General features: G+C 55.2%; 23 protein-coding genes and 1 pseudogene. 8 read left to right on the top strand and 16 right to left on the bottom strand.

Features of this window, described 5'->3' with window-relative positions; all coding sequences use genetic code 11:
* Positions 1 to 11: 11 nt before the first annotated feature.
* Both pbpG and ENTMO_RS0117135 read right to left on the bottom strand, forming a co-directional pair.
* Entirely contained in the window at positions 12 to 935 is a 924-nt protein-coding gene (pbpG, locus tag ENTMO_RS0117140) for a D-alanyl-D-alanine endopeptidase (RefSeq protein WP_010433590.1), read from the bottom strand.
* A 167-nt stretch (positions 936 to 1,102) separates the two neighbouring features.
* Complete coding sequence (locus ENTMO_RS0117135) at positions 1,103 to 1,690, bottom strand: Yip1 family protein (RefSeq protein ID WP_010433589.1); 588 nt, start codon at positions 1,688 to 1,690, stop codon at positions 1,103 to 1,105.
* Between the two features lie 157 nt (positions 1,691 to 1,847).
* Here ENTMO_RS0117135 and ENTMO_RS0117130 point away from each other — a divergent pair, with 157 nt between their 5' ends.
* Positions 1,848 to 2,420, top strand: a complete 573-nt coding sequence (locus ENTMO_RS0117130) for a DedA family protein (protein WP_010433587.1) — start codon at positions 1,848 to 1,850, stop codon at positions 2,418 to 2,420.
* A gap of 55 nt (positions 2,421 to 2,475) precedes the next feature.
* On the opposite strand, the gene ENTMO_RS0117125 is transcribed toward ENTMO_RS0117130, so the two are convergent.
* On the bottom strand, positions 2,476 to 3,240 hold the full coding sequence (locus ENTMO_RS0117125) for an SDR family oxidoreductase (RefSeq protein ID WP_010433585.1): 765 nt from the start codon (positions 3,238 to 3,240) through the stop codon (positions 2,476 to 2,478).
* A gap of 50 nt (positions 3,241 to 3,290) precedes the next feature.
* Complete coding sequence (gene mdtQ / locus ENTMO_RS0117120; RefSeq protein WP_029485152.1) at positions 3,291 to 4,709, bottom strand: multidrug resistance outer membrane protein MdtQ; 1,419 nt, start codon at positions 4,707 to 4,709, stop codon at positions 3,291 to 3,293.
* 204 nt (positions 4,710 to 4,913) lie between these two features.
* On the opposite strand from mdtQ, the gene yohP reads away from it, so the two are divergent.
* Positions 4,914 to 4,997, top strand: coding sequence for a small membrane protein YohP (yohP, locus tag ENTMO_RS27035; protein WP_015572324.1), 84 nt, complete (start codon positions 4,914 to 4,916; stop codon positions 4,995 to 4,997).
* 39 nt (positions 4,998 to 5,036) lie between these two features.
* Here yohP and ENTMO_RS0117110 read toward each other — a convergent pair whose 3' ends face one another.
* The 6 genes and pseudogenes from ENTMO_RS0117110 to ENTMO_RS0117085 all read right to left on the bottom strand — a co-directional run bounded on the left by ENTMO_RS0117110 (position 5,037) and on the right by ENTMO_RS0117085 (position 12,841).
* Positions 5,037 to 6,431, bottom strand: coding sequence for a glycoside hydrolase family 1 protein (locus ENTMO_RS0117110; RefSeq protein ID WP_010433582.1), 1,395 nt, complete (start codon positions 6,429 to 6,431; stop codon positions 5,037 to 5,039).
* Between the two features lie 12 nt (positions 6,432 to 6,443).
* A pseudogene (gene bglF / locus ENTMO_RS0117105) lies at positions 6,444 to 8,409 on the bottom strand (PTS beta-glucoside transporter subunit IIABC).
* A 24-nt stretch (positions 8,410 to 8,433) separates the two neighbouring features.
* Positions 8,434 to 9,267, bottom strand: a complete 834-nt coding sequence (licT, locus tag ENTMO_RS0117100) for a BglG family transcription antiterminator LicT (RefSeq protein ID WP_010433577.1) — start codon at positions 9,265 to 9,267, stop codon at positions 8,434 to 8,436.
* A gap of 155 nt (positions 9,268 to 9,422) precedes the next feature.
* Entirely contained in the window at positions 9,423 to 10,730 is a 1,308-nt protein-coding gene (locus tag ENTMO_RS0117095; RefSeq protein ID WP_085928921.1) for a carbohydrate porin, read from the bottom strand.
* A 339-nt stretch (positions 10,731 to 11,069) separates the two neighbouring features.
* Positions 11,070 to 12,002 carry a tRNA dihydrouridine(16) synthase DusC gene (gene dusC / locus ENTMO_RS0117090; RefSeq protein ID WP_010433571.1) on the bottom strand — a complete coding sequence of 311 codons (933 nt, stop codon included), beginning with the start codon at positions 12,000 to 12,002 and terminating at the stop codon, positions 11,070 to 11,072.
* Between the two features lie 41 nt (positions 12,003 to 12,043).
* On the bottom strand, positions 12,044 to 12,841 hold the full coding sequence (locus ENTMO_RS0117085; RefSeq protein ID WP_010433568.1) for an AraC family transcriptional regulator: 798 nt from the start codon (positions 12,839 to 12,841) through the stop codon (positions 12,044 to 12,046).
* A 59-nt stretch (positions 12,842 to 12,900) separates the two neighbouring features.
* Here ENTMO_RS0117085 and ENTMO_RS0117080 point away from each other — a divergent pair, with 59 nt between their 5' ends.
* The 6 genes from ENTMO_RS0117080 to ENTMO_RS0117055 all read left to right on the top strand — a co-directional run bounded on the left by ENTMO_RS0117080 (position 12,901) and on the right by ENTMO_RS0117055 (position 18,265).
* On the top strand, positions 12,901 to 13,617 hold the full coding sequence (locus ENTMO_RS0117080; protein ID WP_010433565.1) for a type 1 glutamine amidotransferase: 717 nt from the start codon (positions 12,901 to 12,903) through the stop codon (positions 13,615 to 13,617).
* A gap of 191 nt (positions 13,618 to 13,808) precedes the next feature.
* Positions 13,809 to 14,204, top strand: a complete 396-nt coding sequence (locus ENTMO_RS0117075) for a CidA/LrgA family protein (protein ID WP_010433562.1) — start codon at positions 13,809 to 13,811, stop codon at positions 14,202 to 14,204.
* Entirely contained in the window at positions 14,201 to 14,896 is a 696-nt protein-coding gene (locus tag ENTMO_RS0117070) for a CidB/LrgB family autolysis modulator (RefSeq protein ID WP_010433559.1), read from the top strand. The genes ENTMO_RS0117075 and ENTMO_RS0117070 overlap by 4 nt, the downstream gene beginning before the upstream one ends.
* Before the next feature lie 129 nt (positions 14,897 to 15,025).
* Positions 15,026 to 15,910, top strand: coding sequence for a cytidine deaminase (gene cdd / locus ENTMO_RS0117065; RefSeq protein ID WP_010433556.1), 885 nt, complete (start codon positions 15,026 to 15,028; stop codon positions 15,908 to 15,910).
* Between the two features lie 126 nt (positions 15,911 to 16,036).
* Positions 16,037 to 16,756, top strand: a complete 720-nt coding sequence (gene sanA, locus ENTMO_RS0117060) for an outer membrane permeability protein SanA (RefSeq protein ID WP_010433553.1) — start codon at positions 16,037 to 16,039, stop codon at positions 16,754 to 16,756.
* 120 nt (positions 16,757 to 16,876) lie between these two features.
* Positions 16,877 to 18,265, top strand: coding sequence for a glutamine synthetase family protein (locus ENTMO_RS0117055; RefSeq protein WP_010433550.1), 1,389 nt, complete (start codon positions 16,877 to 16,879; stop codon positions 18,263 to 18,265).
* 44 nt (positions 18,266 to 18,309) lie between these two features.
* On the opposite strand, the gene mglC is transcribed toward ENTMO_RS0117055, so the two are convergent.
* The 6 genes from mglC to folE all read right to left on the bottom strand — a co-directional run bounded on the left by mglC (position 18,310) and on the right by folE (position 25,253).
* On the bottom strand, positions 18,310 to 19,320 hold the full coding sequence (mglC, locus tag ENTMO_RS0117050) for a galactose/methyl galactoside ABC transporter permease MglC (RefSeq protein ID WP_010433547.1): 1,011 nt from the start codon (positions 19,318 to 19,320) through the stop codon (positions 18,310 to 18,312).
* A gap of 15 nt (positions 19,321 to 19,335) precedes the next feature.
* Positions 19,336 to 20,856: a galactose/methyl galactoside ABC transporter ATP-binding protein MglA gene (mglA, locus tag ENTMO_RS0117045; protein WP_010433543.1), complete on the bottom strand. Its 1,521-nt coding sequence runs from the start codon at positions 20,854 to 20,856 to the stop codon at positions 19,336 to 19,338.
* Between the two features lie 79 nt (positions 20,857 to 20,935).
* Entirely contained in the window at positions 20,936 to 21,934 is a 999-nt protein-coding gene (mglB, locus tag ENTMO_RS0117040) for a galactose/glucose ABC transporter substrate-binding protein MglB (protein WP_010433541.1), read from the bottom strand.
* A 296-nt stretch (positions 21,935 to 22,230) separates the two neighbouring features.
* Positions 22,231 to 23,253, bottom strand: coding sequence for an HTH-type transcriptional regulator GalS (gene galS, locus ENTMO_RS0117035; protein WP_010433539.1), 1,023 nt, complete (start codon positions 23,251 to 23,253; stop codon positions 22,231 to 22,233).
* Between the two features lie 155 nt (positions 23,254 to 23,408).
* Positions 23,409 to 24,566: a DUF418 domain-containing protein YeiB gene (yeiB, locus tag ENTMO_RS0117030; RefSeq protein ID WP_010433536.1), complete on the bottom strand. Its 1,158-nt coding sequence runs from the start codon at positions 24,564 to 24,566 to the stop codon at positions 23,409 to 23,411.
* Between the two features lie 18 nt (positions 24,567 to 24,584).
* Positions 24,585 to 25,253, bottom strand: coding sequence for a GTP cyclohydrolase I FolE (gene folE, locus ENTMO_RS0117025; protein WP_010433535.1), 669 nt, complete (start codon positions 25,251 to 25,253; stop codon positions 24,585 to 24,587).
* Positions 25,254 to 25,272: the final 19 nt, after the last annotated feature.

Raw genomic sequence — 25,272 nt, 5'->3', positions numbered from 1 at the left:
TTTGCTTTTATCTAATCGTTCTGCGCCGTCGCCATCTGTTCCGCTTTCTGCTTTTTATACGTCAGCGCCGCGGCCGGAACCGGCTGCACTTTCCCGGTCTCAATCCACGTCCGCAGGCGGCTGGCATCCGCGAAGTGGGTATATTTGCCGAAGGCATCCATCACCACCAGCGCAACCGGCTTGCCGTTAAACACGGTGCGCATCACCAGGCAGTGGCCTGCCGCATTGGTAAACCCGGTTTTGGTTAACTGGATATTCCAGTTCTCGCGATACACCAGATGGTTAGTGTTGCGGAATGGCAGCGTGTAGGACGGGTTAGAGAACGTCGCCATGTCCTCACGCGTGGTGCTGAGCTGGCCAAGCAGCGGGTACTGCTTGCTGGCAATCAGCATCTTCGTCAGATCACGCGCCGTTGAGACGTTATGAATCGACAGCCCGGTCGGCTCCACATAGCGGGTGTTGGTCATCCCCAGCGATTTGGCTTTGGCATTCATCGCGCGAATAAACGCATCATAGCCGCCCGGATAATGGTGCGCCAGGCTGGCTGCCGCGCGGTTTTCGGAGGACATCAGCGCCAGCAGCAGCATATCCTTACGGCTGATTTCACTGTTCAGACGCACACGGGAGTAGACGCCTTTCATTTCCGGCGTGTGGCTGATATCGACCTTCAGTTTTTCATCCAGCGGCAGTCGTGCATCAAGCACCACCATCGCGGTCATTAATTTGGTAATGGAGGCGATCGGACGCACCAGATCCGGGTGGCTGGCATAGATCACTTTGTTGGTGTTGAGATCGACGATCATCGCGCTGCCGGAGGCAATTTGCGGTTGTGCCGCCGCGGAGGTCACCGCAGGCGTTTTGGCGATGGCTGGCGCGGCAGCGGACGCACCCAGCAGCAGCGCCAGGCTCAGTAATGAAACTCGGAATTTCAGCATGGTGAGACTTCTGATAATTATTCACGCACGTAATGACGTACACCGCCTGCGTCAACGGATAAACGCAGGCTGGCATCGGCATCATAGCGGTCACCGTGCGTTGTCGCCAGCGGAGAATCGTGAACAGATGCTGCATTGCTGGCATTTACGCCAGCAATGCAGTGAGCTTAAAAGAGACGGTATCCATAACCCCACAGAATAACCGTCAGAGCCAGTAACGCCTCCAGGACCAGAACCCCGATGGCAAGCGTAGAGCTGGAGAAGCTCAGGCCCTCTTCTTTATTGATATTCAGGAAGGTTGGCACCCCTACATACAACAGATAACCGGTGTAAAAGAGGGCAACAGTACCGATCAGCGCGCACAGCCAGACCAGTGGATAGAGCGCAACAATACCGCTTAAGAACAGCGGGGTCGCGACATATCCGGCAAAGACCATACAGTGGGCCAGCGACGGACGCTGCGGGTAGTTTCGCGCCATCCAGTGAATAACGCGCCCCATCACCGCCACACCCGCCAGCATCAGGCCGTAAAAGATGACGGCAAGATACAGCCCGGTAAACCAGGAGAGCTGAACCACGGTGCCATCACCAAAGTTCCAGCCGATTTGTGTTGTGCCTATAAACGCACAGATTACCGGCACCGCTGCCATCAGCAGCACATGGTGCGTGTAATGATGCGCGACCGTTTCGTTCTCGCTTCTGATCACGTGCATTTCACGATCGGGATGGGAGAAGAGTCCCCAGACATGGTTCATAGCGCCCCCTTGTTGTCGGCCCGTCAGCGATACTCTAAGTATAATGCAGGCTTTAGATTATTTTATGTACAGCGGGAAAATTCCGTTGATTGCCGCACGGTTGATTCTGGGGGTATATGATTAAAGCAGGCTCGAACAGGGAGATAACTCAGACGTAATGGATATCAACGGACTCATTGAACAATATGGATATGCCGCGCTGGTCATCGGTAGCGTGGCAGAAGGCGAAACCATCACGCTGTTAGGCGGCGTTGCGGCGCATCAGGGATTGCTGAAATTCCCGCTGGTCGTCGCCGCGGTCGCGCTGGGCGGGATGATTGGCGATCAGCTGCTCTACTTTTTGGGGCTGCGCTTCGGGCCGACGCTGCTTAAGCGTTTCGCAAAGCATCAAAAGAAAATCCGCCGCGCTCAGCGCCTCATTCAGCGTCATCCCTATCTGTTCGTCATTGGCACCCGCTTTATGTACGGCTTTCGCATTATCGGGCCGATTCTGATCGGTGTCAGCCGTCTGCCGCCCAAAATATTTCTGCCGCTCAATATTGTAGGCGCGATTGCCTGGGCGCTGATCTTCACCACGCTCGGTTACGTGGGCGGAGAGGTGATCGGACCGTGGCTGCATAATCTCGATCAGCATATTAAACACTGGGCGTGGCTGATTCTGGTGGTTGTGGCGGTGATTGGGGTCAGGCTGTGGATGCGGCACAGGGAGAAGAGGCGGGATGAGGATTAGCTTAGTGCGGTCTGTGCCCTCTCCCCTTGGGAGAGGGTTAGGGTGAGGGGGAAAACTACCCCTCCGGCTTAAACTGCGGATTCGCCAGCATAAATCCGCCGTCAACGATAAAGGATTGCCCCGTCGTGTAACTGGCATCGCTGTCACACAGCCACGCCACCAGGCTGGCGATCTCTTTGGTATGTCCCGGCCTTGCCAGCGGGATTTCCGGCATTGAGCCTTCTTTCACTTCGCTATCATCCATGTCGTTCATCGGCGTGGCAATCGCCCCGGGTGCAACGGCGTTCACCAGAATCTGGTGCTTAACCAGCTCCAGCGCCATGGATTTGGTTAAGCCACCCAGCGCATGTTTTGCCGCGGTATAGGCGCTGGCGTCAGGCAGCGGCGTGTGCTCATGCACCGAGGTGATGTTCACAATTCGCCCCCCTTCCCCCTGCTTCACCATCTGCCGCGCGGCAATTTGCGAACAGAGAAACGCGCCGTCCACGTCAACGGTGAAAATGTTCCGCCAGTCGTCAAACGGCATCTCAAGGAATGGCGCTTTGGTCATCGCCCCGGCATTGTTGACCAGAACATCAAGCCGACCGAAACGCGCAATCAGCGTATCAATGGCCTTTGCACCGTCCGGCAACGTGCTCAGATCAAGCTGGATAGCCTCTGCACGTTGCCCCCTCGCCTCAACCTCGCGACAGGTTTCCCGCGCGCCGCTTTCATCGGAATGCCATGTGACACCGACATCAAAGCCGCGCTCTGCCAGCATCAGCGCGGTGGTTTTACCGATACCGGAATCCGATGCCGTCACAATTGCTACTCGGGTCATATTCACCTCCTGAAAATGTGCAAAGAGGTAAGTATAGATAATCACCCTTTTTAGCTGTGATGATAGCCACCACCCAGCGCGGACGTCAGCTGTAGCGTGGCATCCACGTACTGCCCTTTCAGGGTTAGCGTAGCGATATGTTCCTTGAGTGCCGGAATTTTAGCCTCGCTGACGCGGGAACCGGCAATAATCCCGGCGCTAAAGCGCGCCTGTGCCAGTGCCACCACGCGCGCAGCATCTTTCTCGACCTGCTGCTGTTGCTGGTTTTTGGCGGTCAGGGTTTCAACTTCACTGGCCGTGCGCGCCACCTGGTTAACGGCATCGACCACCGCTTTGTTGTAGTTCGCCACCGACAGGTTGTTCTGCGCCTGGGCGATATCCAGATTCGCATTCAGCCTGCCGCTGTCGAAGATCGGCAGCGTCAGCCCCGCGGTGACGCCCATTTGCTGAGCGGAGGAACGGAACAGATCGCTCAGATGCAGGGCATCCTGCTGCAGGAATGCCATCAGGTTCACGTCGGGATAGAAGGCGGCTTTGGCGGCATCCACTTCGCTCAGGGAAGCTTCAATGTACCAGTGCGCCTCCTGCAGATCAGGGCGGCGAGCCAGCAGTTCGTATCCCAGCGTGGCGGGCAACGCCGCTTCCGCTGTCGGTAAAGCATGGCGAGTCAGCTTCATCGAGGAGGTATTGGTCAGGGCCTGAAGACGTGCCTCAACGGCTTTCATTTTGCCTTTTACCCCGGCAAGCTGCTCTTCGGTTTTGCTGGCATTGATATCGGTTTCAACACCTTCTACGGAGGAGGTGATCCCGTGCTGATAAAGCTCGCGGTCGGCACCGATGATATTTTCCTGCTCGTGTTTAATCTCTGCGAGAACCTCCCCCACCGCGGCCTGGGTCTGCCACTCCCAGTACAGCCGCGCGACGCTGCTGGCCAACAGCTGACGCGTCTGCTCCATCTCGGCTTTCTGGGCGTTGACCTTGCCGATGCGGGCTTCAACCTGCGCGCGGTTTTTGCCCCACAAATCGAGATCCCAGCCCGCTGTCAGGCCAAATGTTCCGTTGGTGTACCACGGCCCGGTCGTACCCGCGGCCGGATCGGTAATGGCGAAAGGCCCCATCAACCCTTCTGCAGACATTTTTTGCCGTTCCGCATCGGCTGAAAAATCAATCTGTGGGCCATCTGCCGCCATGGTGGCTTTCGCCTGCGCTTCCGCGAGCGTAATACGCTGTCGGGCAATTTGCATATCCGGCGCATCATTTAGCGCCTTCGCGATCAGCGAATTTAGCTGCGGATCGTTATAGTCTTTCCACCATTCGTTTTTCGGCCAGTTGGTTCGACTTAGCTGTGTATTCACCGACGCCGCAGTGGCTTGCGCTTTAATTGGCGACACGCTGGCATGTTCCGGCGCGCAGGCAGCCAGCATTAAGACAAGAGGGGCACTCAGAGATAAAATAAGAGAAGGTTTCATGACGCCATAACTCAAAAAATTAAAGGCGCAAATTACGCTTGATGCCATTCTGTTTTTTAGTAACGCGTGGCAATCCGCAAATTGTCATACATTTTCATATTCGGCAATTTATTCCCAATCACAATGAATAAATTCAACATATTGATACCAATTATGAATTGACTGCTACACTTATTCAGTGTCATACACGGGCAGGAGAAGGGAATGAAAATATTACTGTGGGTTATTTTAATTATATTTTTGATAGGGCTGTTAGTGGTTACCGGCGTATTCAAAATGATTTTCTGATCTATTTGCCCGGCACTGCGCCGGGCGACGTTATTCCTTTCAGGCTTTCAGCGATGCCCCTTTTGTGGCAATCACCTCTTTATACCAGTAAAAACTCTTTTTGCGGCTGCGGGCCAGGGTGCCTTTACCGCTGTCGTCGCGGTCTACGTAAATAAAGCCGTAGCGCTTGGACAGTTCCGCTTTGGACGCGCTCACCAGATCGATCGGCCCCCAACTGGTGTAACCCATCACCTCGACACCGTCGTCAATGGCCTCACGCACCTGCACCAGGTGGTCATTAAGGTAGCTGATGCGGTAGTCGTCCTGCACCACGCCGTCGGCGTCCGGTTTGTCCTTCGCGCCAAGGCCGTTTTCTACAATAAACAAGGGCTTCTGATAACGATCCCAGAGCACATTCAGCAGCGTGCGCAGGCCCACCGGATCAATCTGCCAGCCCCACTCGGAGCTTGCCAGATGCGGGTTTGGCACCATGCTCAGGATGTTGCCCCGCGCCTGCTTGTTCAACTCTTCATCGGTTGTCACGCAGCCAGTCATGTAATAGCTGAACGAGATAAAATCGACGGTGGATTTCAGCGCATCACGGTCGGCGTCGGTGATATCAATCTGGATGCCGCTGTCGCGGAAGAAGCGCAGCATATAGCCTGGGTACGCCCCGCGGCACTGCACGTCGCCAAAGAACTGCCAGGCGCGGTTCTCCTGCAGCGCTTCCAGCACGTCTTCCGGCCTGCAGGTCAGCGGGTACATCAGGCCGCCCAGCAGCATGTTGCCAATTTTTGCATCCGGGATAATCTCGTGGCAGGCTTTCACCGCCAGCGCGCTGGCCACCAGCTGATGGTGGATCGCCTGATACACTTCCCCTTTGCTGCTGGTTTCGGGCAGGCCCACGCCGGTCATCGGCGCATGCAGGGACATATTGATTTCGTTGAATGTCAGCCACAGCTTCACCTTCTCCCTGTAGCGCGCAAACACGGTGCGGGCGTAGCGCTCAAAGAAGGTAATCGTCTGACGGCTGCCCCAGCCGCCGTACTGCTTCACCAGCCCCCACGGCATCTCATAGTGCGATAGCGTGACCAGCGGAGTGATGTCGTGCGCAGCCAGCTCGTCAAACAGCCGGTCGTAAAACGCCAGACCCGCTTCGTTTGGCGTCTGCTCGTCGCCATTCGGGAAGATACGCGTCCAGGCAATGGAGACGCGCAAGCAGCTAAAGCCCATTTCGGCAAAGAGTTTGATGTCTTCCGGGTAGCGGTGATAGAAGTCGATGGCGACATCCTTAATGCCGCTGTCACCCGCCACGCGCTCCACCACCGGGCCAAACACCCCCTGCGGCTGGACGTCTGAGGTGGACAGCCCTTTGCCATCCTCCAGCCAGGCGCCTTCTACCTGGTTCGCGGCAACCGCGCCGCCCCATAAAAAATCATCCGGGAAAGTTTTCATCACGTTCTCCTGTTATTGATGGCTTACGCTGAGCAGCGGTGCACCGGCGTTAACGGACGTTGCCGCCACGGTCGCCACCTCGCGATACTCGTCGCTGTTACTGATAATGATTGGCGTCGCCAGGTCGTATCCGGCATCGATAATCGCCTGACGATCAAACTCCAGCATCAGGTCGCCAGGCTGCGCCCTGTCGCCCACCTTCACGTGGGCGGTAAACGGTTTACCATCGAGCTTCACGGTGTCGATTCCCACGTGGATTAACACTTCAATCCCGCTGTCGCTGAGCAGGCCAATGGCGTGTTTGGTCTGGAAAAGAGAGGCAACAACGCCCGCAAACGGGGCAACCACCCTGTTGTCGGAGGGAATGATGGCAGCTCCGCTGCCCAGCAGGCCGCTGGCAAAGGTGGTATCGGGCACCTGATCGAGCTCCAGCACGGTACCGGTCATCGGAGCCAGCACATCGTTTTCACCCGCTGGCGCAACCACCTCGAGCGCTGAGCGTGCTGGCATGCCCGCCACCAGCGTCAGGACGCAGCTCAGCACCAGCGCCACCACGGTGCCGATAATGCCGCCCCACAGCGTGGCATCTACCCCACCCGGCGGGATCATCTGGGCGATGGTAAAGACGTTAGCAAAGCCGAAGGAGTACACGTGGGTGTCGCTGAAGCCGACAATCGCGCCGCCGATTGCCCCCGCCACGCAGCCGAAAATAAAGGGTCTGCGCAGCGGCAGGTTAACGCCATAGACTGCCGGTTCGGTGATGCCGAAAATCCCCGCCGTCACGGACGATCCGGCCAGCATTTTCTGACGCGCATCGCGAGTGCGCAGGAAAATCCCCAGCGCCGCGCCGACCTGGCCGAACACCGCAGGCAGCAGCATCGGCAGCATGGAATCATGCCCCAGCACCGCCAGGTTGTTGATCATCAGCGGCACCAGTCCCCAGTGCAGGCCGAAGATGACGCAGACCTGCCACAGCGCGCCCATCGCCGCGCCCGCCAGCCACGGTGCCAGGACGTAAATCCACTGGTAGCCGTTGGCCAGCAGCTGGCTGAGCCAGGTCGCCAGCGGGCCAATCACCAGGAAAGTCAGCGGCACGGTCACGCCCAGACAGATCAGCGGCGCGAAGAAGTTTTTCATTGAGGATGGCAGCAGCCTGGTACTCTGTTTTTCCAGCCAGCAGCTGACCCACGCGGCAAGAATGATGGGGATCACCGACGAGCTGTAGTTGAACCAGGTCACGGGGATGCCGAGAAACGCCTCGGATACCGCCCCCGGCTGCTGGCTGGCATTAAACGCCGCAATCATCATCGGGTGGGTGAGTGCCCCACCGATCACCATGGTAATAAAGGGGTTGCCGCCGAATTTCTTGCCCGCGGTATAGCCCAGCACCAGCGGGAAGAAGAAGAACAGCGCGTCGCTGGCCGCGAACCAGATTTTATAGGTGCCGCTTTCAGGTGTGAGCCAGCCGCAGACAACCGCCAGCGCCAGCAGCCCTTTCAGAATACCGGAGGCTGCCAGAATGCCGATAAACGGGGTGAAAATTCCGGAGACGATGTCGATCAGGCGGCCCAGCAGGTTGCCCTTGTCGCCCTTCTCTTCCACGGCTGGCGCATCGTCAGTGAGCCCGGCCTCTTTGCGCACCGCCTGCCAGACGTCATGCACGTGGTTGCCAATCACCACCTGGAACTGGCCGCCGCTTTCGACCACCATAATCACGCCCGGATTTTTCTTCAGCCCTTCGGCATCCGCTTTCTGGTTATCTTTCAGTTTAAAGCGAAGCCGGGTCGCGCAGTGGACAAGGCTGACAATGTTCTCTTTTCCGCCAACGTGGCCGAGAATATCCGTCGCTAAAGCCTGGTATTCCATCTCGATTTCCTTACATCCGATGCCCGCAGGCACCTGTTGACTGAGTATAAAAATAAAAAAACCCGAGAACGTCCTCCTTTCGAAGGCCGCGCTCAGGTTTTGCCTGCGTTATGCAGTAACAATCCAGATTTGAGGCTTAACGCCCCTCTTTTCTCACCCGTTCAATATGAATGGCGAGGAACATAATTTCTTCGGTCGTCAGCTCGCGCTGATAGCTTTTGTTCAGGTGCTGCGCGATTTTCTCGGCGCATTTCCATGCTTTCGCGTAGTTGTCCTTTACCGCGGTATGCAGCGAGATATCGTCATCGTCCACCACGGTGCGGGTGAGCATCCGCTGGGCAAAAAACTTCAGATGCGTGACAAAACGCTGATAGCTGAGCGACTCTTCGTCGTACTCCAGCTGCAGCTGATACTTCACCAACTGCAGGATCTCCTGCATCACCCTTGTCACATGCATCACTTCCGGCATTTCGCTGTTCAGCTGCGCGGTGACCAGATGCAGCGCGATAAACCCCGCTTCATCCTCAGCCAGCTCGACGTTCAGGCGTTTGGCGATAATGGCCCTCGCCTCCTGCCCCAGCTCAAACTCCTTCGGATAGAGGCGCTTAATGTCCCACAGCAGCACGTTTTTGATCGCCAGCCCTTTCTTCTGGCGCTCAATCGCGAAGTAACAGTGATCGGTCAGGGTGATATACAAACTTTCCTGCAATTTCCCCAGCCGCTGCGCCGCCAGCCCAATGATGCGGTCGCAGGTGGTCATCACCTCCAGCGGGATCTGGCTCAGCAGCTCACCGAGACGCTGCACCAGCTCATCGCTCTGTAACGCAAATACCTTTTCAATCAGCGCGGTATCCAGCGCGTCACCCACGCGCCTCTGAAAGGCCAGCCCGCGGCCCATCACCACCTGTTCACGCCCGCGCTCATCCTGAACAACCACCACGTTATTATTGAGTATCTTGGCGATTTTCATCGGAACCCCAGAAACAAAAAAACCTGACCTCCGGCAGAAGCCAGAAAATCAGGTTTTGCCTGCCGAAGCAGTAACAATCCAGTTCTGGCACTCTATCAGTTTCATTCGTAGCCTCAATGCATCACGGGTAAAAAACGTGACGCAGATCGACATTGCTAGAACGTCACAACGGTTTTCAGCTCTGTTACCCAGGCATCCTGCGTCCGGGATACGCCGCCCGGATGGTGCCAGTACTGAATGCCCGGCTGCAGCTCCAGCCACGACACCGGACGGAAGCGATAGTAAAACTCACCATTCAGGGAGTGGCCCGGCACCGGGTGATACGCCGGATCGTTATAGTCCGACACGCCACTCAGGCTGTTCATATAGCGCTGGTTGCGGGCGTACTGGCTGCTCATATCAATCCAGGTTAGCCCGAAGCCAATCCAGTCTTCCGGCCGGGCGTCAAACAGCCCGCGGTAGCGCAGCGAGGCGGCATACACCTGATGCATGTAATTGCTACGCTGATCCGCAAGGCTCATGCTGACCGAGGTGCTTAACCCGCGATTCGGATCGTCCTTGTGCTGCGTGATCTGCTGGTTAAGCCCGGCGTACATGAACCACGTGCGGTTATGCTTCTCGTAACCGTCCGGATCGCTCGCCCCAGCCCCGCCGGATTTTCCGCGGTAGAGATCGGTTTGCGGCGCGTTGGTAAACACCACGCCGAGGTTATAGGCGCCCGGCAGACCGTTAATCAGCGGACGCGCTTCGATTTCGACCGGGAGCAAGACCCCTTTGCTGCCCTTCGTCGACCAGCTCCATGCGTGGCTGCGGCTGGAGGCGTCCGGGTTTTGCTCCATCACGCCGCCTTTTAAGGTGACGGCTGGCGTGAGCTTATACTCCAGCGTGGTGCCCCAGGTGTGAACGTTCCAGTTGTTCCAGGTCAGCGAGTTGGCCGATTTCCCGCCGCACTGGGAGAGCAGCTGAAAGTCGCACGGGATGATCTGGTCGAAGGTCTGCACCTTGTTCATCATGCCGATACGCCAGGTGAGGCGTCGGTCATCAAAGCTGCGGGCAAACGTCAGCCAGCCCAGACGGGTAATGGATTGCCCGCCCCAGCTTTCCTGGGTCAAATCGTTGAAGTTCACGCGCGGATCCTGCACACGTTTGGTGGTAAGGTCGTCGTTGTGGTTGCGGTTGACGATGTTCCCCTCGATACGCGCATCCGGGATGCCCGTCCAGCGCTCCAGATCCTGGTTGAAGGTCAGCGCGAACTGGTCAATATAGGCCACGTGGGAGTCGTGGTTATATCCGCCACCACCGTTCCAGCCAATTTCATTCAGGTATCCGAGGTTATAGGTAAAACCGTTATCGTTAAGGATTTTACGTATGCCGAGCATTTCGCCCAGAACAGGCTCCGGCGGGGCTTCGAACCCTAATACCGTTCCATTCCACTCCTGCGCCATTGTTAAAGGCGATATCATCAATAAAGCGAGGGCATAGAGATTATTTTTATTTGTCATAATAGCAACCTGTAGCTGAGTATTAGTGCGTAACCGTTCGCAGGAAATTTTTCTATTTCCCGTCGTGTTTTAATTATTCGTTCCAGCAAAAAGCGTTAGGCCAAATGGTTCTCCTGCGTGAATGACAGGCAAAAAAAAACCTAAGCGCTCCACAGCGGTGAATGCTGTGAAACGCTTAGGTTTTGCCTGTTAACCAGTAACAATCCTGCGTTGAAAACAGTGGCACCTTAACACCGTCGCGCCACCTTGAAAACCTGCATCGTTTTATATTTTAAAAAAGTGTGAGCAAATTAACGCTTATTATTTTGACTGGATCACGCGCGCAATATCCGCAGAGGTCTGTAGCGTACGGATCTCCTGAAATAAGCCTAACGCTTCGCTATATTCCTTGCGCAAATAACTGAGCCACTGCTTAATACGCGCAACGTGATACAAACCGGTGTCGCCCTGCTTTTCCAGACGGCTGTATTTTTGCAGCAGCGTGACCACGTCTGCCCACGGCATACGCGGTTCATTATATTTCACCACCCGGCTGAGGTTCGGCACGTTCAGCGCGCCGCGGCCTATCATCACCGCATTACAGCCCGTCTCCTTCATGCACGCCTGCGCACTTTCGTAGTCCCAGATTTCGCCGTTGGCGATAACCGGAATGCTGAGGCGTTTGCGGATCTCGCCAATCGCCTGCCAGTTAATGCGGTCCGCTTTGTAGCCGTCCTCTTTAGTACGCCCGTGCACCACCAGCTCGGTGGCACCGGCCTGCTGCACCGCATCGGCAATTTCAAACTGCCGCGCGTCGCTGTCCCAGCCCAGGCGCACCTTTACCGTCACCGGCAGATGCGACGGCACGGCCTCACGCATCGCCTTCGCGCCGCGATAAATGAGTTCAGGATCTTTCAGCAACGTCGCCCCGCCCCCGCTGCCGTTCACCATCTTCGACGGACAGCCGCAGTTGAGATCGACGCCATAAGAGCCCAGCTCAACCGCACGGGCGGCGTTCTCCGCCAGCCATTCTGGGTACTGCCCCAGCAGCTGAATACGCACCAGCGTACCGGAGGTCGTCCGGCTCTGGTTGTGCAGCTCGGGGCACAGACGATAGAAGGATTTTACCGGCAACAACATATCGACCACGCGCAAAAACTCCGTCACGCAGAGATCGTAATCGTTCACCTCGGTCAGAAGCTCGCGCACGAGGGAGTCGAGCACGCCTTCCATAGGGGCCAGTAAAACACGCATAGCAGTACCTGTGAAAAAAGACGCGCTATAGTAGCTGCTCTCTATATCGCTGGGAAGCGCTTCTGTTCAGGGAGAAAGTCAGCTGGCGTTGCTCCCACTACAGCACGAAACGCCTCCGCAAATGCCGCCGGGCCGGAAAATCCCAGCATCCAGGCCACCTGCTTAACGGGGTATCCGTTTGCGAGCAGGTCCAGCGAGGCACAAATCCTTGCGCGCTGTCGCCAGGTCCGGAAGCTAAAGCCTGTATCTTTGATAAACGCGCGTGAAAATGTGCGTTCAGACATAGCGGCCTGCTCCGCCAGCCTTTCCATAGAAACACCCCATAGATTGTTGGCAATAATGTCACAGGCAACACGATGTAACCGTTCATCAATAGGCATCGGCAATTCGGCCGAGATCTGCTGCGTTTCACTAAGAATGTCGAGCAGCAAAACAGCCATGCTTCGCTGACTTGCCGGTCGGTATTCCGAACTGAACAGTCCAGCAATCAACTCTTTGAACAACGCAGTCGCCTTAATCACGTGAATATCTTCTTTCCGCTTAAACGGTTTGCATTGCGTTATTAATTCCGGGCTAAACCAGACCGCGCGGAGTTCTGTTGCGGATAACACGCTGTAGGTGTGTTCCGGAAAGGGAGGGATCCACAGCGCACGCTGTGGCGGTATTACCCAGCGTTTGCTGCCGGTTTCGACCAGCATGACGCCTTTGATGGCAAACAAAAGTTGACCTTGTGAATGCTGGTGGGGCGGATCCACTTCGCCGCGCGTATAGCTAATTGCCCCTCTCGACCATCCGATGGCATCGTCGTGATTTGGCGTTTTATCGATAACGGTTGGCATTTCACATTCCTCCCTTCCTCTTATGATGCTGCTTGTACACATAACCGGAGAGAGAAGCAATGCACATTCATTTTATCATTCATGAACATTTCGAAGCGCCAGGCGCCTATGAAATCTGGGGGGAAAGCCGCGGCTGTAGTCTGAGCTACACCCGGGTTTATCAGTATGAGCCTTTACCTGAGGAACTGGAGAGCACAGACATGCTTATCATTATGGGAGGCCCGCAATCACCTGCCACCACGCTTAAGGAGTGCCCCTGGTTTGATGCGCAAGCGGAAATGCGACTCATCGGCCGCGCAATAGAGGCGGGTAAAACGGTGATTGGCGTTTGTCTGGGCTCGCAGCTTATCGGTGAAGCGCTGGGCGCAGCGTTTTGCCACAGCCCGGAAAAAGAGATCGGTAAATTTCCCGTCAGGCTCACAGATGCAGGCAAGACGACCCCCCTTTTTGAGAATTTTGGCGGTGGGCTGGACGTCGGTCACTGGCATAACGACATGCCAGGGTTGACGCCGCAGGCAAAGGTGCTCGCTTACAGCGAGGGCTGTCCTCGTCAGATCGTGCAATACAGCGAACGGGTTTACGGTTTTCAGTGCCATATGGAGCTAACGTCGGAGGTGGTTGAGCTGCTTATCGAACATTCGCAGAACGATCTCCGCCGTGCGGGAGAATTACGTTTTGTCGAAACGGCTGAAAAATTACGCTCGCATGATTACCGTGAAATGAATCAAGTGCTGTTTTCTTTTCTGGATAAACTCACTACCCAATGCAATGCCTGACTCAGAGGCATTTCTCAGGCTCGTCACTTCGCCACTGTAATTCCTTTCCTCTAAACTGTAGCCTGTCCCTGTGCGGTGATACCAGACGTTCCATTCTGGAATGTCTGGTATGCTCAAATTTCATGATGTGATCCGTGGCACATTTCTGGGTTTAATTGTATGATGAATGCGTTTCATCAAGGACTTTCACCATGAGCAAATCACTGAATACAATCTGGCAGTATCTGCGCGCATTCGTCCTGATTTACGCCTGCCTGTACGCCGGGATTTTCATCGCCTCGCTGCTGCCGATCGTCATTCCCGGCAGCATTATCGGGATGCTGATCCTGTTTGTGCTGCTGGCGTTACAGGTGCTGCCCGCGAAGTGGGTCAATCCTGGCTGCTTCGTCCTTATACGCTACATGGCGCTGCTTTTCGTGCCCATCGGCGTAGGTGTCATGCAATATTACGACGTGCTCAAAGCGCAGTTCGGCCCGATTGTCGTCTCCTGTGCGGTCAGTACACTGGTGGTATTCCTGGTGGTGAGCTGGAGTTCGCACATCGTGCATGGCGAACGTAAAGGGGTCGGGGAGAAAACAAAAAAATGATGGCCAATATCTGGTGGTCGCTGCCGTTAACCCTGGCGGTGTTCTTCGCTGCACGTAAACTTGCCGTACGCTTCAAAATGCCCTTGCTCAACCCGCTGCTGGTGGCGATGGTGGTGATTATTCCATTCCTGCTGCTCACCGGCATTCCCTACGAACGCTACTTCGCAGGGAGCAAAATTTTAAACGATCTGCTGCAGCCTGCCGTTGTCGCGCTGGCATTTCCTTTATATGAACAGCTGCACCAGATCCGCGCCCGCTGGAAGTCCATCATCACCATCTGCTTTATCGGTAGCCTGGTGGCGATGATCACCGGCACCTCGGTGGCCCTGTTAATGGGTGCCTCTCCGCAGATTGCCGCCTCTATTCTGCCGAAGTCCGTCACCACACCGATTGCGATGGCCGTGGGTGGCAGCATCGGTGGCATTCCGGCTATCAGTGCGATGTGCGTGATTTGCGTCGGGATCCTGGGCGCGGTGTTTGGCCATACCCTGCTGAATCTGATGAAGATCCGCACCAAAGCTGCACGTGGTCTGGCGATGGGGACTGCGTCTCACGCCCTGGGCACCGCGCGCTGCGCCGAAGTGGACTATCAGGAAGGGGCGTTTAGTTCGCTGGCGCTGGTGATCTGCGGGATTATCACCTCCCTGATTGCACCCTTTGTCTTCCCGATTATTCTGGCGGTGATGGGCTAAAATTTGCGATGCGTCGCGCAATTTTCATTTTGTTTTCATAAGTTGCATACATAATGAGAAGTGGATCACATATAAAGCCCCAACGGCTCCGTACACTACCGATCCATTAACCTTTATGAGGCAAACGCCATGCACCCACGTTTTCAAGCTGCTTTCGCCCAGCTTGCAGAGAATTTGCAATCAGCCCTGGCTCCGGTTCTGGCGGATGCGCATTTCCCCGCCCAGCTGACGGCGGAGCAGGTCACGACGCTGAAAAAGGCAACGGGACTGGATGAAGACGCGCTGGCTTTCGCACTGCTGCCCCTGGCTGCTGCCTGCGCGCGTGCCTACCTTTCCCACTTCAACGTCGGCGCCATTGCACGCGGCGTAAGCGGAACCTGGTACTTCGGCGGAAACATGGAGTTCCTCGGTGCGACCATGCAGCAGACCGTTCACGCCGAGCAAAGCGCCATCAGCCACGCCTGGCTGCGCGGTGAAAAAGCGTTGAGCGCCATCACCGTTAACTACACCCCTTGCGGTCACTGCCGTCAGTTTATGAACGAGCTGAACAGCGGGCTGCAGTTGCGCATTAACCTGCCGGGCCGCGCACCGCATACGCTGGGGGATTACCTGCCGGACGCCTTCGGTCCAAAAGATCTCGAGATTAAAACGCTGCTGATGGACGAGCAGGATCACGGTTTCGCCCTGTCCGGCGATGACCTGAGCGAAGCGGCCATTCGTGCGGCGAACAAGAGCCATACGCCGTACAGTCAATCGCCAAGCGGCGTGGCGCTACAGTGCCGTGATGGCCGCATCTTTACCGGCAGCTATGCGGAAAACGCCGCGTTCAACCCGACGCTGCCTCCGCTGCAGGGCGCACTTAACCTGCTGAGCCTGAACGGTTACGACTATCCGGACATTCAGCGCGCCATTCTGGCAGAAAAAGCCGATGCGCCGCTGATTCAGTGGGACGCTACCGCCGCGACGCTGAAAGCGCTGGGCTGCACCACAATCGACCGCGTGCTGCTTGCCTGAACCTTCCGGCGGGCAGAAATGCCCGCCAGTTTGCTGAAAAAGCCCTCAGTTGATTCACCGTTTCTTGCGCTAACCAGGCGGGTACAGTAGCCTGAGTGAACTTTCATCCACGAACGAGCCATCTCCATGTTAAAGCGCGTTTTTTACAGCCTGTCTGTCCTGGTCGGCATACTGCTGTTGATCGTGCTCGGTCTCGACCGCTGGATGAGCTGGAAAACCGCCCCCTACATTTTTGACGACCTCCAGGATCTTCCCTACCGTCAGGTTGGCGTGGTGCTCGGCACCGCCAAGTATTACCGCACCGGCGTGATCAACCAGTATTACCGCTACCGCATACAGGGTGCGCTGAACGCCTACAACAGCGGCAAGGTGAATTACCTGCTGCTGAGCGGCGATAACGCCCTGCAAAGCTACAACGAACCGGTGACGATGCGTAAAGACCTGATTGCCGCAGGCGTCGATCCGGCCGATATCGTGCTCGACTACGCCGGGTTCCGCACCCTGGACTCCATCGTGCGCACCCGCAAGGTGTTCGACACTAACGATTTCATCATCATTACCCAGCGCTTCCACTGCGAGCGCGCGCTGTTTATTGCGCTGCATATGGGTATCCAGGCTCAGTGCTACGCCGTGCCGTCGCCAAAAGACATGCTGAGCGTGCGCGTGCGCGAGTTCGGTGCCCGCTTTGGCGCATTAGCCGATCTCTACATCTTCAAACGTGAACCGCGCTTTTTAGGCCCGCTGGTGCCGATCCCGGCAATGCACGAAGTGCCAGAAGATGCGCAGGGTTATCCGGCGGTGACGCCAGAACAGCTGCTCGATCTGCAGAAAAAAGAGAAAAAATAGCCTCCGTTTATAGTTTCTTTACGCCGGGTGCTACGCTTTTTATCCCCTCTTTACACCAGACCTTTTACGCTGAGTTCATTGCCGCTACGGCTTCATTGAAGACTGACTATGAACTCGATAATGAACGCGTTTTTCCTGAAAAGTATTCGCCCGTACTTTAATTTCCCGGGTTTATCGCTGCCGACTGCGCTAAATTCCGGCCTCTATCTTGAGGAGAAGCTTGCCTCTCTGAAGCAGAGCCTGTCGGTGGAAGTGGCGGATTATCTCGAGCGTTACCCACAAACCAAACACATCGATGTCTGTCTCAACGATATCAACGGCATTATGCGCGGTAAGCGACTTTCCGTAGACAGCATGCTGAGTCTGGAGAAAGGCTGCTATTTTCCTCTCTCGGTCTATTCGATGGATCAAAAAGGGAAAGTCGCCGCGTCACGTGACGATGAGCCAGACCGACTTTGCATGCCGGTTGCCGGTTCCCTCCGTCCCTCTTCGCACGATCCGCTGCATACCGCGCAGATCCTTCTGACGATGAAGGACAGCGACGGGCAACCTTGTCCCCTTGAGCCACGCGTCATATTGCAGAACGTTCTGGCGCGTTTTCATCAGCACGGGCTGTACCCGGTTATGGCACCGGAAATTGAGTTCTACCTGACGGGGCCTGGCACTCAGGAGCTTCAGAATCAGGGCTGCTTTCATATGGATACGTCGTCAGCCCACGCTGCGCTGTTTGACGAGCTGGAACAGCTGGCACACCGGCAGCATATCCCCCTGACCGGAATTGTGGCAGAGGCTGAATCAGGTCAGTTCGAGTTAAACCTGAAGCACAGCCATCGGGTCGTGGAGGTATGTGACAATATCCTGGCACTGCGTCGGTTAACGCGGTTTGTCGCTGAAAAGCACGGCCTTCAGGCTAACTTTATGGCCAAGCCGTTCAGCCTCTTGTCCGGCAGCGGCCTGCATTTTCATTTCAGCCTGAATGATATTCACGGTGAAAACGTATTTACCTCACCGGCTGATGAACTCAATAGCATGATGCGCTTATGCATCGCAGGTCAGCTGGCGCTGATGCCCGCCTCCATCGCCATTCTGGCCCCCGGCGTTAACGCTTTCCGGCGCCTTCGTAAAAACCTCACAGAGCCATTATTCCACTCATGGGGTTATAACACCCGCACCGCCGCGCTGCGTATCCCCTGCTCTGATGAGAGCAACCGTCGCATTGAGTACCGTCTGGCGGGCGCTGATGCCAACCCGTATCTCGTTGCGGCAACCATCCTGACAGGCATGTTGTACGGTCTGGAAAATTTCGATGAGGATGATTTACCGGAACCGCAGCGTGATGAGCCAGAACTTCCACTGTTCCAGCAGCAGGCAATCGAGGCGTTTTCCCGCTGCCAGTATCTCACCGACAGCTTAGGCGAAGCCTTTTCAGAACAGTGGATAGCCTGCAAGCTTTCTGAACTTGACTGGTTCGAGAGCATAGTCACCGGACAGGAATCCACGCTAGCGTAAAAAAAAGCCCGCTCAATGAGCGGGCCGGATAATGCGAGATGCCATTATTTCTTACGTGCGTATTTCAGTGAGTCCAGCGCAACCGCGAAGATGATGATGGCGCCTTTGATGATGTACTGCCAGTACGGGTTCACACCGATGTAGGTCAGACCGTAGTTGATGACGGTAAAGATAATCACACCGGTGACCACGCCGAGCACGGTACCCACGCCGCCGCTGAAGGAGACGCCACCCACCACGCAGGCCGCAATCGCATCCAGCTCGTACATGAAGCCAAGGTTGTTGGTGGCAGAGCCGATACGGCCCGCTTCCAGCATCCCGCCGAAGGCGTAGAACACACCAGACAGCGCATAAATCATCAGCAGGTTCAGGGCAACGTTAACGCCGGAGACTTTCGCCGCTTCCGGGTTACCGCCGATGGCGAAAATGTTTTTACCAAAGCGGGTTTTGTTCCAAAGCACCCAAACGAAGGCCACGGCAATCAGCGCATAGAAGGTGATATAGGACAGGCGGAAGCTGCCCAGCGCGATAAATCCTTGCGTAAAGGTCGAGAAGCCGCTGTCAAAGCCCGAGATTGGCGACGCGCCCACGAAGTCGTAGTACAGGGAGTTAATACCGTAAACGATGATCATCGTACCCAGCGTGGTGATAAATGGCGTCACGTTCAGGTAAGCAATGATGATGCCGTTGATCAGGCCGATCACCGCACCGATGGCGCAGACAATCAGGATCACCACGAAAATCGGCATGGTGGCCATTTCCGGGAACACCTTGTTGGCGTTTTCCATCGACTGCAGCAGCGTTGCCGCAATAACCGCCGCCAGCCCTACCTGACGTCCTGCTGACAGGTCAGTCCCCTGGGTGACAATCAACCCCGCCACGCCCAGCGCGATGATGATACGCACGGAGGACTGAGTCAGAATGTTACTCAAGTTCAGCAGGCTTAAGAACGTAGGGTCCTGGAAGATAATAATGGCCAGTAATACTAAAAGAACAACGTAAATACCGCCTTCTTTCAGATAAGTGAGAAAACTTTTCTTATTTAACGCACTCATGAGGAGCCCCTGATCTTAAAGGTGCAAAGACGCAAGACGCAAAATTTCGTTTTGCGTTGTCGTTTTGGTGTCAACAATACCGGCAACGAGACCATTGCTCATAACCAGAATACGGTCTGTGATCCCTAACAGTTCCGGCATTTCGGAAGAAATAATAATGATCCCTTTATTCTTTTTCGCCAGCTCAGCAATCAGCTGATAAATTTCAAATTTTGCACCCACATCAATACCGCGGGTTGGTTCATCCAGCATCAGAATTTCTGGCTGGGTCAATAACCAGCGGCCAATAATGACTTTTTGCTGGTTCCCACCCGAAAGCGAACCAATTTGCGTACGATGGCCTGGCGTTTTGACGCGCATGGAGTCAATTACCCACTGGGTATCGCTCTTCATGCGGGAATTATCCAGCAGACCGATTTTACTTTTATAGTTACGAATGTTCGAAATTAACGAGTTAAAGTTAATATCGAGATAGGCATAAATACCGGTCGAGCGACGCTCTTCCGTCACCAGCGCGAAACCGTTATTAATGGCTTCGTTGGCGTTATGGTTATTAATTTTTTTACCGTGCAGCGTAATGGTGCCGCCCGATTTTTCCCGGATACCAAACAGGGTTTCCACGATATCGGTACGTTTGGCCCCCACCAGCCCGGCAATGCCCAGAATTTCGCCTTTGTGCAGGTCGAACGAGATATCGCGAATGGACGGCTGGCGCAGCGAGGTGAGATTGCGCACTTCCAGAATCACTTCGCCCGGCTTGTTTTCTTTGTCCGGGAAGCGCTGGTTCAGGGAACGGCCGACCATCATGGCGATGATCTTGTCCATGTCCAGCCCTTCCAGCGGCTGAGTGGCAATCCACTGGCCGTCGCGCAGGATGGTAATTTCATCGCACAGCTGGAAGATCTCTTCCATTTTGTGCGAGATATAGACAATGCCACAGCCGCGATCTTTCAGTTTGCGAATAATGGTAAAAAGGTGATTAACCTCTTTTTCCGTTAATGACGACGTGGGTTCATCCATGATGACGATCTTCGCATCATAGGAGAACGCTTTGGCAATTTCGATCATCTGCATCTGGGAAACGGATAATGTCCCCACGCGGGCGCGCGGATCGATATCAATATCCAGCTCATCGAAAATCGCTTTGGTGTCGCGATACATTTTATCCTGATCGACAAACACACCTTTGGTTGGGTAACGTCCCAACCACATGTTATCCATTACCGAGCGTTGCAGTACCAGGTTTAATTCCTGGTGAACCATCGAGATGCCGTTTTCCAGTGCTTCTTTCGCTGAATGGAAATCGATCTCTTTCCCCTGAAAAAGAATGCTGCCAGAATCTTTTTGATAGATCCCAAAAAGACATTTTAATAATGTTGATTTACCCGCACCGTTCTCCCCCATCAAGGCATGAATAGAGTGAGGACGCACTTTTAAATTAACATTATCGAGTGCCTTAACTCCGGGGAAAGACTTGTTAACACCGGTCATTTCCAACAAGTATTCACCGGACGACTGAGTAGTTGTGCTGACCATAATTATACCTTGTTGGCCTCGCATATCGCGTTATAAAAGGGCGCAACGAATTGCGCCCAGTGAAGACAAAACAAAGATCTTATTTACCGATAAACTCAGCCAGGTTGGACTGGTCTACGCCCACGTATGGCACGCGAACGATTTTGTTTTCAATTTTCCAGGTCGTGCCGTCAGCAGCACCTTTACCGTCGGCCAGGTTTTTCGCCAGGTCGAAGGTGGCTTTCGCCTGGTTGTTGGCATCGTTCAGAACGGTACCGGCCATCGCACCGGATTTAACCAGCGCCAGCGCTTCTGGCAGCGCATCTACGCCGAACACAGGAATGGAGGATTTGTTGTGTGCTTTCAGGGCTTCAACGGCACCCATCGCCATCGCATCGTTGTTCGCGATCACGACTTCGATTTTGTTGGCGTTCGGGCCAGACAGCCACGCGTCCATCTTATCTTTCGCCTGAGCGGTATCCCACATGGCGGTATCTAACGCCAGCTGCTGGGTTTTCAGGCCCTTGTCGTTCAGTTCTTTAATAACGTAGGTGGTACGGGCTTCAGCGTCCGGATGGCCTGGCTCGCCTTTCAGCAGAACGAACTGAATTTGACCGTCTTTGTTCAGGTCCCAGTTCGGGTTCGCCGCCCAGTGTTTCGCGATCAGATCGCCCTGAATAATGCCGGACTCTTTGGAGTCAGTACCGACGTAAAACGCTTTGTCGTAGCTATCCAGCGCCTTACGGGAAGGTTCTTTGTTGAAGAAGACGATTGGCACGTTCTGGCCGCGCGCTTTCTCAATAACCGTACCTGCTGCAGCCGGGTCAACCAGGTTGATCGCCAGGGCTTTCACGCCTTTCGCCAGCAGAACGTCGATCTGGTCGTTCTGTTTGGACTGGTCGTTCTGGGAGTCGTTCATCAGCAGCTGAACGTCTGGCGCTGCTTTCGCATCTTTCTCAATTGCTTTACGCACAACGGACATGAAGTTGTCGTCGTATTTATAGATGGTCACGCCAATACGGGTATCCGCAGCGTGCGCTGCTGCACCAAAAAGCATGCTTGCCATTACAGCAGACAGGGTCAACACCTTCTTATTCATGGTATCTCCGGTTTTTTTTTATGCAGGGTAGTTCTTGTGAATAACGGTCGGCGGGCAGGTGTTAATAAAACGTTACTGATCGCCGAAGTTCACTTAAAAAATTTCTATCTTCCGTGTTCGGTAACGCTCCAGAAATGCGTTTTATTCGTTGTTTTCGGCTCACTGGCTATGGTGAAAATGATTAATCACCGTTACATAGCGTTTCAGCCTCTAAAACGCTGACATCATAGTCAGCGGCTTGTTGAGATACTGTGAATTTACTCACAGATTGAAAACGGTTACATCACGCCACATAATTAGTTAGTGATCGGAGCCACAGTTTGCCGAATAGAGACAGAATGCCGCCTGACTAAAGTTGGCATGAAACAGTGTGTTGCATCCGGATCCAGCAGGCCTGCGGCACCCTGTAACGCCAGTTCTGTCGCCAGTTTTGCCATCGAGGCAATGGGGTAACGCACGGTGGTTAACTGCGGGTCGGTGTAACGGGCAATCGGGATATCATCGAAGCCAATCAGCGACAAATGCTGTGGCACCGCAATTCCGTTGTCTTTCAGCGCAGTCAGCGCCCCCGCCGCCATGCTGTCGTTATAGGCAAACACGGCGGAAAGCTGCAGATTACGGCCCAGCAGCTCGACCATTGCGGCTTCCCCGCCCTGCATATCCGGCGTACCGGTTCCTACCCAGCTTTCCAGCGGGACAATGCCGTGCTCTTTCAACGCATTCTGCCACCCTTCCCGACGCATTCCGTCGTCTTCAATCTGGTGGCTGGAAGCAAGATACCCGATGCGCTGATGGCCGTTGCTGATGAGCATCCGCGTCGCCATCATCGCGCCGCTGACGTTATCCAGCCCAACGCAACGGTGCGCGTAGCCTGGCACAATCCGGTTGATTAACACCATCCCGGGGATCTGCTCCATAAACCCGGCCAGCTCTTCGTCGCTTAACGCTTTTGAATGCACAATCAGGGCATTGCAACGCTGGCGTATCAGCACCTCAATGGCATGACGCTCTTTTTCCGCCTCGTGATAGCTGTTGCCAATCAGCACGTATTTCTGGTGCTGCTGGGCGACAACGTCCACCGCTTTAACCAGCGCGCCAAAGAAGGCATCGGACACATCCATCACCACGACGCCAATGGTATCGCTCACCTGCGTCGCCAGCGCCTGCGCGTTGGCATTTGGCCGGTACCCAAGCTGGGTCACGGCTTTCATTACGGTTTCACGGGTTTCAGGGCTGACCAGCGCGCTGTTGTTCAGCACGCGAGAGACGGTAGCCACGGAAACGCCCGCCAGGCGGGCGACGTCACGAATGGTGATCATGTTCACCATCCTTCATAGGATTGCAGCAACTCACAGACACCCCCTGTGTTTAGCAAGGAGGCTATTTTGGCAGCGAGAAAGAGGGGACTACGTGAAGAAGCTCACACAGGTGAAAACGCTTACATCCGTTTTGTTAATGATTGTGATCCAGATCGTTATCCGGATGTATTACGCAATGATACACCCGAAGCATGTGCGGTTAATTTTCGCCAAACCCACTCCAGCGGTCCCTGGCGGAAATAACGCAGCCAGATAACGGAAAACGCCAGGTTAACCATCCAGACCGGAATAACAAACGCCAGCAGCGTGAGTCGGTCGAATTTCATAAACAGGCCAAATCGGTAGAACAGCGTGGTGCAGATCAGCGTTTGCAGGATGTAATTGCTTAACGCCATGCGGCCAACGCAGGCCACGGCGCTGACAATCCACAGGCGGGAAAGCTGCGGCCAGAAGCCGTAGATCAGCGCCGCGTAGCCAATGGTCTGGAACGGGGCGCTAAGCTCACGCGGCACCTGAAGCAGGAAGGCGCACCAGCGGTAATCCCAGTGAAGATGCCACTGCATTATCACCGCCGGGAGATTAATCAGCACGCCGAGCAGGACCAGACCCGCGCCCGTGCGGCGATAGTGGCGCAGGCTGAATTCGCCCTTCAGCCAGCCGGTGCGCATCAGGGATGCCCCCATAAGCATCATCCCTGCCAGCTGCCAGCCGTACTGCGCGCCCAGCGCAAGAAGATTATCACCGAGCATATCGGCACGATTACCGATCGCCTCAGCCCCCCCTTTCAGCTTCCAGAACTGCTCATACTGCAGGTTGGCCGCGTCGGGGATCCACGAGCGGTTTGTTGAATCGCCAGAGATAACGCCCAGCAGAAACAATACGCAAAGCCCCATGACATAGAGCATCACGCCGGTGTTGAACAGGCTTTTTACGCTGGGCGCATCGCGGATAAGACGCCAGCAGATGAGCCCAACTAACCCGTAGGCGAGCAGAATGTCACCATCCCAGAAAAACAAACCGTGAATAAAGCCGAGGATCGCCAGCAGCGTTAAACGAGACTGGATCCAGCGCGTGCCGCGTTTGAGCAGAAGCTGTAACCCTGCGCCAAACAGCAGCGCAAACAGCGTCAGGAATTTAACCTGCGCAAAGAGATCGAGGATCGCCCATGTCCAGGCATCGCTTCGGGTGATATCGCCGTACCAGGCGGGATTGAGATAAGCGGCCTTCGGCAAACCGAAGGCGCTAATATTGAGCAGCAGGATACCGAGAATGGCGACGCCGCGAACAAAATCGAGCGTGACGTTTCGCTCCATGGTCCCTGCCCTGTCTGATTAATTGTGGTGACGCACGGCGCGCAGGAACTCCTGGCGGGTGTTCTGGCTCGATTTAAACAGACCGCCCAGCGACGTGGTGGTGGTTGCGCTGGTCGCATCACGCACGCCACGCGCTTTCACACAATAGTGCACAGCGTCGATAGAGACCGCCACGTTACTGGTGCCCAACAGCGTTTGCAGCGCGGTCAGGATCTGCTGCGTCAGACGCTCCTGCACCTGCGGACGCTGGGAGAAGAATCGCACGATACGGTTGATTTTGGACAGGCCGATTACCGTATCTTTTGGAATATATGCCACGGTCGCTTTGCCATCGATGGTCACGAAGTGGTGCTCGCAGGTACTGGTGAGCGTGATATCGCGCACCGTCACCATCTCATCGACCTTCATTTTGTTTTCAATGACGGTGATTTTCGGGAAATTGGCGTAATCAAGGCCAGAGAAGATCTCGTCTACGTACATTTTCGCGATGCGCTGAGGCGTCTCCATCAGGCTGTCATCGCTCAGATCGAGATTCAGCAGTTGCATGATCTCGGTCATATGCCCGGAAATCAGACGCTTACGGGTTTCATTATCCAGTTCCTGAACCGGGGGACGCAGTGGCGTTTCAAGACCGCGCGCAACCAGGGCTTCATGGACCAGAGCAGCTTCTTTACTGAGTGATGACATTCTTTTCTCCTGCAGGTGT

Origin of the sequence: Enterobacter mori LMG 25706 (assembly GCF_000211415.1) — a bacterium.
GTDB classification, from domain to species: Bacteria; Pseudomonadota; Gammaproteobacteria; order Enterobacterales; family Enterobacteriaceae; genus Enterobacter; species Enterobacter mori.
Note: the sequence above shows the minus strand (reverse complement) of the source record. Positions and strands in the feature narration are given on the sequence as shown.

Bases quoted from the DNA above. Each gene is read 5' to 3' on its own strand.
- pbpG (WP_010433590.1), bottom strand. From the start codon at position 935: ATGCTGAAATTCCGAGTTTCATTACTGAGCCTGGCGCTGCTGCTGGGT.
- ENTMO_RS0117135 (WP_010433589.1), bottom strand. From the start codon at position 1,690: ATGAACCATGTCTGGGGACTCTTCTCCCATCCCGATCGTGAAATGCAC.
- ENTMO_RS0117130 (WP_010433587.1), top strand. From the start codon at position 1,848: ATGGATATCAACGGACTCATTGAACAATATGGATATGCCGCGCTGGTC.
- ENTMO_RS0117125 (WP_010433585.1), bottom strand. From the start codon at position 3,240: ATGACCCGAGTAGCAATTGTGACGGCATCGGATTCCGGTATCGGTAAA.
- mdtQ (WP_029485152.1), bottom strand. From the start codon at position 4,709: ATGAAACCTTCTCTTATTTTATCTCTGAGTGCCCCTCTTGTCTTAATG.
- yohP (WP_015572324.1), top strand. From the start codon at position 4,914: ATGAAAATATTACTGTGGGTTATTTTAATTATATTTTTGATAGGGCTG.
- ENTMO_RS0117110 (WP_010433582.1), bottom strand. From the start codon at position 6,431: ATGAAAACTTTCCCGGATGATTTTTTATGGGGCGGCGCGGTTGCCGCG.
- licT (WP_010433577.1), bottom strand. From the start codon at position 9,267: ATGAAAATCGCCAAGATACTCAATAATAACGTGGTGGTTGTTCAGGAT.
- ENTMO_RS0117095 (WP_085928921.1), bottom strand. From the start codon at position 10,730: ATGATATCGCCTTTAACAATGGCGCAGGAGTGGAATGGAACGGTATTA.
- dusC (WP_010433571.1), bottom strand. From the start codon at position 12,002: ATGCGTGTTTTACTGGCCCCTATGGAAGGCGTGCTCGACTCCCTCGTG.
- ENTMO_RS0117085 (WP_010433568.1), bottom strand. From the start codon at position 12,841: ATGCCAACCGTTATCGATAAAACGCCAAATCACGACGATGCCATCGGA.
- ENTMO_RS0117080 (WP_010433565.1), top strand. From the start codon at position 12,901: ATGCACATTCATTTTATCATTCATGAACATTTCGAAGCGCCAGGCGCC.
- ENTMO_RS0117075 (WP_010433562.1), top strand. From the start codon at position 13,809: ATGAGCAAATCACTGAATACAATCTGGCAGTATCTGCGCGCATTCGTC.
- ENTMO_RS0117070 (WP_010433559.1), top strand. From the start codon at position 14,201: ATGATGGCCAATATCTGGTGGTCGCTGCCGTTAACCCTGGCGGTGTTC.
- cdd (WP_010433556.1), top strand. From the start codon at position 15,026: ATGCACCCACGTTTTCAAGCTGCTTTCGCCCAGCTTGCAGAGAATTTG.
- sanA (WP_010433553.1), top strand. From the start codon at position 16,037: ATGTTAAAGCGCGTTTTTTACAGCCTGTCTGTCCTGGTCGGCATACTG.
- ENTMO_RS0117055 (WP_010433550.1), top strand. From the start codon at position 16,877: ATGAACGCGTTTTTCCTGAAAAGTATTCGCCCGTACTTTAATTTCCCG.
- mglC (WP_010433547.1), bottom strand. From the start codon at position 19,320: ATGAGTGCGTTAAATAAGAAAAGTTTTCTCACTTATCTGAAAGAAGGC.
- mglA (WP_010433543.1), bottom strand. From the start codon at position 20,856: ATGGTCAGCACAACTACTCAGTCGTCCGGTGAATACTTGTTGGAAATG.
- mglB (WP_010433541.1), bottom strand. From the start codon at position 21,934: ATGAATAAGAAGGTGTTGACCCTGTCTGCTGTAATGGCAAGCATGCTT.
- galS (WP_010433539.1), bottom strand. From the start codon at position 23,253: ATGATCACCATTCGTGACGTCGCCCGCCTGGCGGGCGTTTCCGTGGCT.
- yeiB (WP_010433536.1), bottom strand. From the start codon at position 24,566: ATGGAGCGAAACGTCACGCTCGATTTTGTTCGCGGCGTCGCCATTCTC.
- folE (WP_010433535.1), bottom strand. From the start codon at position 25,253: ATGTCATCACTCAGTAAAGAAGCTGCTCTGGTCCATGAAGCCCTGGTT.